The following is a 283-nucleotide window of genomic DNA, read 5'->3' on the forward strand; positions in this document are numbered from 1 at the left end:
CCGGTGGTAACAACCTGGCTCTGCAGTTGGTCATCGACGGGCTGAAGATCCAGGGTTGCGGTCCGGGCTTCATCACCGGTCGTAACGCGATCATCGCTGCGGACGCGGCGTTGACCGGTGGGGAGAACGCCTGCATCATCTGGGGTTCGTTCGCTCGCCGTGGGCTGGGTTACAGCGCCGTGCAGGGCACGACCAACCGTAACGACAACAGCGAGGCGTTCGACACTCACCCGTCCTGCCGGGGTGACTTCGTGGGCCGGGCCGCCCAGCCGGAGCTGAACAC

General features: G+C 65.7%; 1 protein-coding gene. It reads left to right on the forward strand.

Translation table 11 applies throughout. The features are described 5' to 3' along the window. Positions 1-283 (forward strand): M36 family metallopeptidase (locus ACNAW0_RS30860; RefSeq protein ID WP_416291556.1); only part of this gene is annotated, 283 nt, incomplete at both ends.

It is taken from the genome of Micromonospora sp. SL1-18, assembly GCF_047921505.1.
Lineage (GTDB): Bacteria > Actinomycetota > Actinomycetes > Mycobacteriales > Micromonosporaceae > Micromonospora.